Origin of the sequence: uncultured Campylobacter sp., from assembly GCF_938018035.1 — a bacterium.
GTDB lineage: Bacteria > Campylobacterota > Campylobacteria > Campylobacterales > Campylobacteraceae > Campylobacter_B.
The window spans coordinates 1-9,644 of sequence record NZ_CALIJF010000330.1; the positions used below are offsets into that span (position 1 = coordinate 1).

Here is a 9,644-nt window from a genome sequence, read left to right on the forward strand (position 1 = left end):
TTAAAAGCTCCATTTTGCTAAACCGCTTTTTGGTTACGGCGTTTTTAAAAAAGCTCGCGCGGATTGTGTCGATATGAATGTCTTGGGTTTCAGCCAAAATTTGGCTAACGTAAGGTAATATTTCCACGTTTTAATTTCCAAAGGGCGGTTTCGCTTGACACTAACCGCCCTTAAATATTTTGGTTTAATCTTTATGGGGCGTATTCTTGGCTTTCGCCTCTTTGTCGCCCCAGCCCCCGATTTTCTTTTTGGCTTTATCGAAATCCACGATATATCACCATTTAAACCGCCGTCCGTCCTCCTGCGTCCACCGGTCTTTAATGGCACCCTCTCGCTTAAGCTCGCCTAGATACTGATTGGCGTTGCTTATGCCGAACACTCGCCCTGCCGTTACGCGTCCTTGCTCCAGCATTATTTTTAAAAGCGTTCTTTTATGATTGTTAGCTTTCATTTTTTCCGTTCCTCTCTTATGCCCGCTTTGACCTCTAAGGCTTTGATACTCTCCTCTTGCGTCCTCGTGATGTGGAATAGGTCATAAGCGCAATCTAACAGCTCCTGCGACGCTCCGTCCAGGCTCTGCACCTTGTAGATATGCAGTTGCTTTTTAAATGCCTTTAGCATATCTTTATCGTCCGCACTGAAACAAAACGCGCTAGGGGTAAAATTTAGCTTACTTCGTCCCATTGCTCGCCCCCGTTAAAAAAGTTTGGATTAGCCTTTCGTTCTCGCCTTGCAACTCCTGAATTTGTTCGCGTTGCACGCTTATGGCTTGAAACAAATCAAAGGCGACTACCAGCCCTTCATTAACCCCGCTTTTAAACTCGCTCGGCTCGTCCGCTATCGCCGATTTTAAAATGTCGGGATAGCAAGCGGACAGCATTTTCGTAAATTCCGAATAAAGTCCCCTCTCGGCTTCGTCCTTAAACAGCGGCTTCATCTTGTGCCGCCTTTCTCATAAAAAACGCCTCCACTTCGGCGGGGTTAAAAAAGGTGATATTTTTGCTAAATTTTATCGGTCTTAGAAAGCCTTGTTTGGCAAAATACCACACCGTGCTTAAACCTATGCCGTAGATACTAGCAATCTGCGCCGCTCTTAGATACTTTGGTTTAACTTCGCTTTTTTTCATTGCTTAGCCTTTATTATTTAGATTATCTTTGCAAAGATTAGGTGAATTATGGCGAGAGTTAAAAAGTTAATCAACGAAAAATATTTTTAGCCAGGTAGGTAAAAATGGTTGTTTTGAATTAAATTTACGGATATTTGATGAGGTTTGAAAAACCTAAAAGCCATAAAAATAGGACTTTTATAGTGGCTAAAAATATTTTTAGGCGGATTATGCGTCTTTATCGTTGGGGTAAAAATATTTGTAAATTTTATTTGCTAGCGTAGCTTTTTTGTTTTTATCCACGCCGACAATCTGATACATTCTCGCTTTTAAAATCAAGGTATCTGAAAATTTATCTCTTATCTTTTGAGTGTTGTTTAAAAGATCGTATCTTTCTTTTTGCTCTTTAAACGGCGCAAAATATTCGGTTGCTGCTCTCATAAATCTTTCGTATTCTGGATAAGGGTCACAATCGCAATTGCGACCAAAAGGGTCGCGGATATACGGCTCGCCAGTTGAATACTCGCTAAAATAAAAAGCGTGATTTAAAAGCTCAATAGCTTCTAGGTAGTTTTCATATCTTATGATGATATCATTTTTCTTAGCTTTTGCCTCCATAATATTTTTAAAAAAATCTACGAAAGCGGTTAAAATTTCGTCTTTTGCCTCCTCTGATTGATAAAAGTGAGTTAAAATTTTAAACTCTGGGAATAAATTGGGGTCGTGTGTAATGCAAAAAGACTCATCAATGGTTTCGTTCATCATCCCATTAAAGGCTATTAACAAATCAAAATTACGATTTGCTTTATCAGCAATTCTTAATCTTTTTCTGATATCAATTAGAACTTGTTCTATCGCCTCTGTCTCTCGTTTTTCTCTCTCGTCTTTTGCACTTTGCGTATCTCTTGGCTCTGATAACTTCGCCATATTGCCTCCTAGTTATTTTTTATTTCGAGTATGTAGCCGCTCCACCAGTCCAGCAAGATTTTAAGCTCGTCCAAAAAATCGGCTTTTTCAGAATAGCTTAAATCTACTTTATTGCCGTGTAGGTGGTCTAGCGCCTTTTTGATAGCCTCTTTGCTTACTCCGTGCTTTTGCATATTGTTAAACGCATGCGTCATAAATATGCCCCGCAGGCTATGCAGAGTTACGACGCGCCCCGTCTGCCTATCTCTAAAGTCAAAGCCCTTAATCGCATTCGTGGCGGTGTCTTTGTGGATATGCCCCGTAAAGTGCGAGTTAATAAAAATATGCTCGTATGCCCTGCTTAATTTCGCCTGGTCCTCAAGTATCCGCATAACCTCATCGCTAAGCGGCAATTTGAAATCGCCTATCTCGCTGCGCTTGATTTTCTGCTCGGCGCGCGGAATGGTTAAAAGCCTCCTATTAAAATCTACGTAATCCCATTTTAGACGTGACAGCGGTGCGGCTCTTAGCGGCAGGTGTAGGCATAGCTTCATCGCGTTTTTAATCGTCTCAAAATGAGGGTAATCATAAATGGCGTTAAAAAATGCCTTTAAGTCCTGGCGCTCGGTTAGCTTGGCGTAATGCTCGACTTTGGTTTTAGGTATCAGACTTTTGGCGTCAATATTCGCCATAATATTAACCTCGGCGTAGCCGCTCGATACGGCGAATAAAAAGACGCGGTTTAAAATTTGGTTGATTATCTCAGCAGTTTGCGGCGTAGTCTTTGACGTTCCTTTAAGGATGTCCGCTATCTCGCCGTGAGCAATGCTCTTTATGCCCCTATCTTTTAGTATCGGCATTACGTGGTTTTCAATGCGTCCGCGCTTGGTCTTTAGCGTTTGGGGCAGTATGCTTTTAGCTTCAAGCTCTAGCCACTCGTTAAAGACCTTTTCAAAACTGAGATTATGCTCGCTTATCCTTTGAGCTTTGGCGCGCTTCTTTTCCGTGATAGGGTCGATACCTCTCATCACTAGCTTTTTAAGCTCGGTTCGCTTCTCTCGCGCTTCGGCTAGCGATAAAACGGGGTAGTTGCCTAGCCCCGTGTTATTCAGCTTGCCGGTATCGGGGCTAATGAAAGCGAATACCCAGCGCTTGCGCCCGCTTTTGCTTACTATCAGCCCTAAGCCGTCGCCGTCCGTGAGCTTATAGTCTTTGGCTTTCGGCTTTGCCTCTTTGATTTGCTTATCGCTAAGCGGTTTGACTATCCTAGCCATTACGTTTTAACTCCCTTAAATGCGTTATTTGAGACGATTTAAAAATATTTTTTCGGTTTCTAGCTCAAAATCCCGCGCAAAAATATTTTTAAAATCGCCGCCTTTTTGCTCTGTGTGTGCCTAAAATAGGGGATTTGATGAGGTTTAAAACATTTTTCGCTTTTGCTACGTTTTTTTAAGCTTCATAAAACCATATTTTAGGCGTTTCAAGCGTTTTAAAACATTTTTTGGAGTGCCTTGTAAGCCCGTTAGATAGGGCATTTAGTAAGTTTTAAAAATATTTTTTCGCTTGACTTTTGGAATTTTGCCAAAAATATTTTTAAAATGTTTTTAAATTGCTAGCTTTGCTTGATTATTTTAGACTGCTTTAGAGGGTCAAAATCTCTTGAAGTCCGTATTTTAGGGGTTTTGTTAGATTGTATTAGATTGTAAAAAATAGGCAATGGTGGTGGTTAGAGGCAGAATCGAACTGCCGACACGCAGATTTTCAGTCTGCTGCTCTACCGACTGAGCTATCCAACCACCGAAAAAGAAAAGTAATTTTAGCCATGCAATACTTAAATCTCGGTTAAAATCCTCGATTCTCGCTATATTTTTGCACGTTACGCTCGAAAACAGCCAAATTTACTCAGTTAAAATTTTCTAAATTTCAGTAGCGAAAAATATTGCTTATGCAGCAATTTGCAATAATCAAAAAGGGCTATTGATCTAAAAAGCAAAGTGGTATAAAATTTTACTATTTGACCGATTCTGCAAATTGTACGCTTGGTTTTAGGCTGTGCAAAGTAGATAAATTTACGCCAAAGGATCGCGGCATCGTTTTAAATTTGCGCGCATAACGGGCGATAGCTGCGATTGGTTAAATTGAGCATCGAAAATTGGCTTTAATTTGGACTTGGTGAAGCATCTTTATAAACATCGCGCTCAGGCTAATAGTGTGACATAGGGATGTTTACTTCGGGATTGAATTTATTTAGATATCCGCGCAGCAGAAGCGTTAAAATTTTAAAATACGATTACAAATTGTATTAATAAAGGCTCGGCCTGATCCATCTAAACTTGATATGCTTATCTATCCGAGCTGTGCGACTTGTTTTTTAAATAATTCGCCGCGTTCGGCGTAGCTTTTAAATTGATCCAAACTGGCACATGCAGGGCTTAACAGCGCTATTTCGCTCGCAGAATTTATGGAATTTTTAAAATTTTCGAAATTTTTAGAATTCTGCGAATTCCGAGTTCCACCGTCGTTTGTGCGGCGTTTTTTCGGCGAAGAGGCGTTATCGCTTGCGGCAGATGAGCCGCCGCCTTTTTGCAGCGTATTCTCGCCGATCTTTGCATTTTCTTTCGCCTTGCCGCCGTTGCATCCGCCATTCGCGCTTAAATTTTGTACTTTCAATTCGCTTGCGCCGCTTTTTTTAAAGTCCGCATCTCGATACCGCTTCGAAATTTCGCCCACCGCGGTTTGTAAAATTTCGCAGCGCACACAAGGAAGTTTGTATCCGTCGCACAAAAGCACGATTTTATCGGTATTTGAGCCGATTGCGTAAATTTGCAGATCGTATTTTTTAAATTCCGCAAAAAGCGGGTGCAGATCCACGCCTTTATCGTCGCCGCCGAGGATCAGATGTATTTTGCGCCCCGCGTATCGCTTCAGCGCCTGCGCGCACGCATCGATATTGGTAGCCTTCGTGTCATTGACCCAGAGCCTGCCGCGCGCGTCGGTAAATTCTTCGAGCTTGTTGCCCTCGATCACGAAGTCATTCAGTCGCATGGCGTCGCATCTGTCGAATAAAATTTTCTCCACGCACAGCGCCAAAAGTGCGTCGATCAAAAACGGAGTGAGGAATTTTATCTCGCCCAGATCGATGCCGAATTTTTGTGCCAGATCCACTTCATCTTCGTAGCAGATCACGCGCGCTAGGCTATTTTGCGCGGCGGCGGAGTTTTCGTAGGCGCGCGGGATCAGCGCCACGGAGCCTTCGCGCATCGCTGGTAGCGGTGAGAGTTTGGCGCGCTCATACTCCGCAAAATCGCCGTGCCAGCTGAGATGATCGGGCGTGATCGCAAGCAGCACGTAGATGTCGGGGCGCGCATGCTTGGTGTAGTGCAGCGTAAACGAGCTCGTCTCCAGCACCCAAATTTTGGCGCTTTTATCAAGCTTTGCAAGCGGAACGCCCACGTTGCCGCCCATTTGCGAGCCGTATCGCTCGAGCAGGTGCTGCATCATCTTCGTCGTCGTCGTCTTGCCGTTCGTGCCGCTGATCCAAATTTTAAGACCTTTGTAATCGTCAAAATAATCGTATTCGCTGATTAAATTTCGTGCCTTTCGCACCAGCTCGTGATGCGGCGGGAAGCCCGGGCTTGGGATTTCAAGCTCGCTTGCGGCGGGATCGAACTCGCTTGGGTTTAAAAGCGCGTTGCCGAACTCGTCCAGCTTCGGCGCGCCCGAAGAAATTTCAAATTTATCGTCGTAGATCTCCCAGCAGCCGTCTTTTTGACAGTGCTCGGCGATCGCCCCCGTCGTAAGCCCGTAGCCAAATAGCGATTTTTTCATTTTTCTCCCCTTTCGCCCCATAAAATTTGAGTTATCTCATCGGCGCTAAGATCGGCAATTTCGCCGCTCCTCTCGCATCTTTCAAAAAGCCTCGGATCGTAAGTATCCTTAAAATTTAACTTTAAAAACTCGGTAAAATATCCGCCGTCTGCGGCAAAATTAGGACGGTAGTAAAAAGCGTCTAAAAAAGCATCTCCCGTCTCGCGCGGCTCAAAAGTGCTCATCCGCTCCACGATCTCGCGCAGTTCGTCCTTCGTAATATCCGATACCAATTGCGGCTCCGGTAGTGCGATATCGAAAGCCAAATTTTCCGCGCCGTCCGCTTCCCACCACTCCCAAAGATCAAATTTACTCATATCTTTGCCCGTGATTTCGTGTAGCGTCGCCTCTAGCTCGCGGTATTTTGCGCCGTCAGGATCGCCGTTATCGTCGCAGTAAGCCGTGTAGGCTAAAATTTGCTTTAAAATTTCGCCGTATATTTCACGCGCCGTTTCGAAGTCGGGTTCAATTTGCGCTCGCATTTTATCTCAATTTCAGCGACGTCAGCGCTATGATATTTGCGATCAGCGCGATGATCCAAAAGCGGATGATGATTTTGTTTTCGACCCAGCCTTTAAGCTCGAAATGGTGGTGTATCGGCGCCATCAGGAAAATTCTGCGTTTAAAAATTTTAAAGCTGCCCACCTGCAAGATCACGCTGAGCGTTTCGATGACGAAGACAAAGCCGATCATTATGAGTAAAATTTCGTTTTTCGTGATGACCGCGCAGTATCCTAAAAACGCGCCTACGCTGAGGCTACCGCTATCGCCCATAAAGACTTCGGCGGGGTAGCAGTTAAACCACAAAAACCCAAGCAGCGCGCCGATGAGCGCCGAGACGATGATGCAGACCTCGCCTGCGCCCGCGACGCGCGGTAGCAAGAGATATTGCGAGTAGATCGCGTGCCCGCACAGATAGATAAAAATGCCTAGGCTACATAGCGAAAACACCGACGGAATGGTCGCTAGCCCGTCTAATCCGTCGGTTAAATTCACCGCATTTGAGCTCGCGCTTATCACGATCGTCCAAAACAGCGGCGCGAAGATCCATAAATTTAGCAGAGGGTATTTGAAAAACGGCACGAAAAATTCCCCGCCCAGATCGCTAAAAGCATAAAGCGTCGCCCCGATCAGAAAGGCCAAGAAATTTTGCAGTGCAAATTTAGCCCGTGCGCTAAGGCCTGCGTGGTTTTGACGGCCTAAAATTTTAGAGATATCATCCTTAAAACCTATGTAGCCGAAGCCTACCAAGCAAAGCAGCCCGCAGAGCACGAAGACGTTGTTTAGCTTGGCGCACAGCAGGCTTGCGAGCACTGCGGCGGTAACGAAAACGAGCCCACCCATCGTGGGGGTTTTGCTTTTTTTCTGATGGTTTTGCGGCGCTAGCTCGTAGATGGGCTGCGCGGCGTGTCTATTTTGCGCCCAGCGGATAAATCGCGGCATAGCCCAGACCGAAAAACAAAAAGCGATAAAAAACGCAAGGCCTGCGCGCGCGGTGATGTATTGGAAAAAATTTATATTCGTAAGATGATAGAGATAATAAAACAAAGTTTGCCTTTGAAATTTTATGAAAAGGCGCATTTTAGTATAAAAGAGGTAAAATTTAGCTTTTAGGACGGATGAAATTTTGTCGCATTTGCTAAAAGAAAGTATAATGCCGCTCGTAAAAACAGCGCCGCAGACCTGCATTAAAAGGCCTGTGCGGCGAAATTTAGACGAAATTTAGGAGCCAAAATGGGGCAAAAGACGATTTTACTTATCACCGACGGCATCGGCTTTAATGCGAGCGATAAATTTAACGCGTTCGCAAACGCGAAAAAGCCCGCCTACGATTATCTTTTTAAAAACGCGCCCAATACGCTGCTGCACACTTCCGGGTTTGCCGTGGGCTTGCCGCAAGGGCAGATGGGAAACAGCGAAGTAGGGCATATGACGATCGGAAGCGGCAGAATTCTGTATCAAAACCTAGTCAAAATCGATCGCGCGATCGATGAGGGCTCGCTTGAGAAAAACGAAGCGCTACAAAGCCTGCTTTCAAAGTGCTGCAGAGTGCACGTCATAGGGCTTTACAGCGACGGCGGCGTGCATTCGCACCTGCGCCATTTCGACGCGATCTGCGAGATAGCGCAGAATGCGGGTTGCGAGACATGGGCGCACGCTATCACCGACGGGCGCGACGTTTCGCCGAGCAGCGGGGCGGAATTTTTAAAGCATCTACAGGCTAAATTTAAAGTCGCTAGCGTTTGCGGGCGCTTTTACGCGATGGATCGCGACAAGCGCTTTGACCGCGTAAAGCGTGCTTACGATGTGCTTATGGGCGAAGCGGCGCCGCTTGAAATTTCGCCTAGCCAGTACGTGCTGCAAAGCTACGAGCACGGCGTGAGCGACGAGTTTATCGAGCCTGCGAGCTTTAACGGCTTTAGCGGTATCGGCGCGGATGACGGAGTGATTTTTATTAATTTTAGAAACGACCGGGCTAGAGAGCTTTGCGCGGCTTTGGGCGATGAGAATTTCTGCGAATTTGATCGGAAATTCGTCGTGCAAAATTTAATCACGATGAGCGAATACGACGCGAGCTTTAAATTTCCTCTGCTATTTGAGAAGCCCGTGCTTAAAAACACGCTTTGCGAAGTGATCGCGGAAGCCGGTCTTACGCAGCTTCACACCGCCGAGACCGAAAAATACGCGCACGTGACATTTTTCTTTAACGGCGGCGTCGAGGAGCCGCTTTCGAACGAAACTCGCGTGCTGATCCCAAGCCCGAAAGTAAAAACCTACGACGAGCAGCCGCAGATGAGCGCGCCCGCGGTATGCGATGCGGTGATCCGCGGCATCGAAGCGGGGATCGATTTCATCGTCGTAAATTTCGCAAACGGCGATATGGTCGGCCACACGGGCAATTACGACGCCGCGGTGAAGGCAGTCGAGGCGGTGGATGAGTGTATCGGTAAAATTTTAAACGCGACGCGGGCGCACGATTACGCCTACGTCCAGATCAGCGATCACGGCAACTGCGAGGCGATGCGAGACGCGGACGGCGAAATTTTAACCAACCACACGACCTTTGACGTGTTTTGTTTCGTGCTGGGACGCGACGCATCTGAGCTAAAAAGCGGACTTGGGCTTAGCAACGTCGCAGCGACCGTGCTAAAGCTAATGGGGCTGCCGAAACCCGCGGAGATGGACGAGGCGCTATTTTGAAATTTAAACGGCGCGAGCCGCGAGCAGATTTAAACTGCTAAAATTTAGGTAAATTTGGATAAATTTACGCTAGAGATTAAAATTTTAATAAAAGGACAAGTATGAAATTTAATGGAAAGAACGTTTTAATTACCGGTGCGAGCCGCGGTATCGGCGCGCAGATCGCAAGGACTTTGGCGTCTTACGGACTTAAGGTGTGGATCAATTATCGCTCAAGTCCTGAGCCTGCCGACGCGCTGCTAGAGGAGATTCGCACAAGCGGCGGAGAGGGTGCCGTGATAAAATTTGACGCGACGAACGAGGTGGAATTTAGCGAGGCGCTAAGCTTGATCGCGCAAAGCGACGGTGGTGAACTAAGCTATCTCGTAAATAACGCGGGCATCACGAACGATAAGCTCGCGCTTAGGATGAAGCTGGAGGATTTCACGGGCGTGCTCGAAGCAAATTTAAGCAGCGCCTTCATCGGCTGCCGCGAAGCTCTAAAGCTAATGAGCAAAAAACGCTTCGGCGCGGTCGTAAACATCGCCTCGATCGTCGGCGAAATGGGAAACGCCGGGCAGGTCA

The 9,644-nt window shown here is 46.2% G+C and carries 11 protein-coding genes and 1 tRNA gene; 2 read left to right on the forward strand and 10 right to left on the reverse strand.

Annotated elements, in window-relative coordinates:
* Positions 1 to 274: 274 nt before the first annotated feature.
* From Q0257_RS09830 to mraY, 10 genes are all read right to left on the reverse strand, one after another.
* Complete coding sequence (locus Q0257_RS09830; protein WP_298024486.1) at positions 275 to 451, reverse strand: hypothetical protein; 177 nt, start codon at positions 449 to 451, stop codon at positions 275 to 277.
* On the reverse strand, positions 448 to 684 hold the full coding sequence (locus tag Q0257_RS09835) for a hypothetical protein (RefSeq protein ID WP_298024488.1): 237 nt from the start codon (positions 682 to 684) through the stop codon (positions 448 to 450). The genes Q0257_RS09830 and Q0257_RS09835 overlap by 4 nt, the downstream gene beginning before the upstream one ends.
* Positions 671 to 937 (reverse strand): hypothetical protein, encoded by a 267-nt coding sequence (locus Q0257_RS09840; protein ID WP_298024490.1) that lies wholly within the window; start codon positions 935 to 937, stop codon positions 671 to 673. The genes Q0257_RS09835 and Q0257_RS09840 overlap by 14 nt, the downstream gene beginning before the upstream one ends.
* Entirely contained in the window at positions 921 to 1,127 is a 207-nt protein-coding gene (locus tag Q0257_RS09845) for a helix-turn-helix domain-containing protein (RefSeq protein WP_005873361.1), read from the reverse strand. The genes Q0257_RS09840 and Q0257_RS09845 overlap by 17 nt, the downstream gene beginning before the upstream one ends.
* Positions 1,128 to 1,334: 207 nt before the next feature.
* Positions 1,335 to 2,033: a hypothetical protein gene (locus Q0257_RS09850; RefSeq protein ID WP_005873360.1), complete on the reverse strand. Its 699-nt coding sequence runs from the start codon at positions 2,031 to 2,033 to the stop codon at positions 1,335 to 1,337.
* Positions 2,034 to 2,041: 8 nt separating this feature from the next.
* A complete protein-coding gene (locus tag Q0257_RS09855) occupies positions 2,042 to 3,286 on the reverse strand; it encodes an integrase arm-type DNA-binding domain-containing protein (protein WP_298024494.1) in 1,245 nt (414 codons plus the stop codon).
* A 446-nt stretch (positions 3,287 to 3,732) separates the two neighbouring features.
* Positions 3,733 to 3,808 (reverse strand) — tRNA-Phe (locus Q0257_RS09860).
* 550 nt (positions 3,809 to 4,358) lie between these two features.
* The gene (murD, locus tag Q0257_RS09865; protein ID WP_298024496.1) at positions 4,359 to 5,840 is read right to left on the reverse strand and encodes a UDP-N-acetylmuramoyl-L-alanine--D-glutamate ligase; all 1,482 of its coding nucleotides are present in this window, start codon (positions 5,838 to 5,840) and stop codon (positions 4,359 to 4,361) included.
* A complete protein-coding gene (locus Q0257_RS09870) occupies positions 5,837 to 6,361 on the reverse strand; it encodes a hypothetical protein (protein WP_298024498.1) in 525 nt (174 codons plus the stop codon). The genes murD and Q0257_RS09870 overlap by 4 nt, the downstream gene beginning before the upstream one ends.
* A 1-nt stretch (position 6,362) precedes the next feature.
* Entirely contained in the window at positions 6,363 to 7,460 is a 1,098-nt protein-coding gene (gene mraY, locus Q0257_RS09875; protein ID WP_298024504.1) for a phospho-N-acetylmuramoyl-pentapeptide-transferase, read from the reverse strand.
* 153 nt (positions 7,461 to 7,613) lie between these two features.
* Here mraY and gpmI point away from each other — a divergent pair, with 153 nt between their 5' ends.
* A complete protein-coding gene (gene gpmI, locus Q0257_RS09880) occupies positions 7,614 to 9,080 on the forward strand; it encodes a 2,3-bisphosphoglycerate-independent phosphoglycerate mutase (RefSeq protein ID WP_298024500.1) in 1,467 nt (488 codons plus the stop codon).
* A gap of 101 nt (positions 9,081 to 9,181) precedes the next feature.
* The coding region (locus Q0257_RS09885; protein WP_298024502.1) for an SDR family NAD(P)-dependent oxidoreductase at positions 9,182 to 9,644 on the forward strand (463 nt) is incomplete at its 3' end.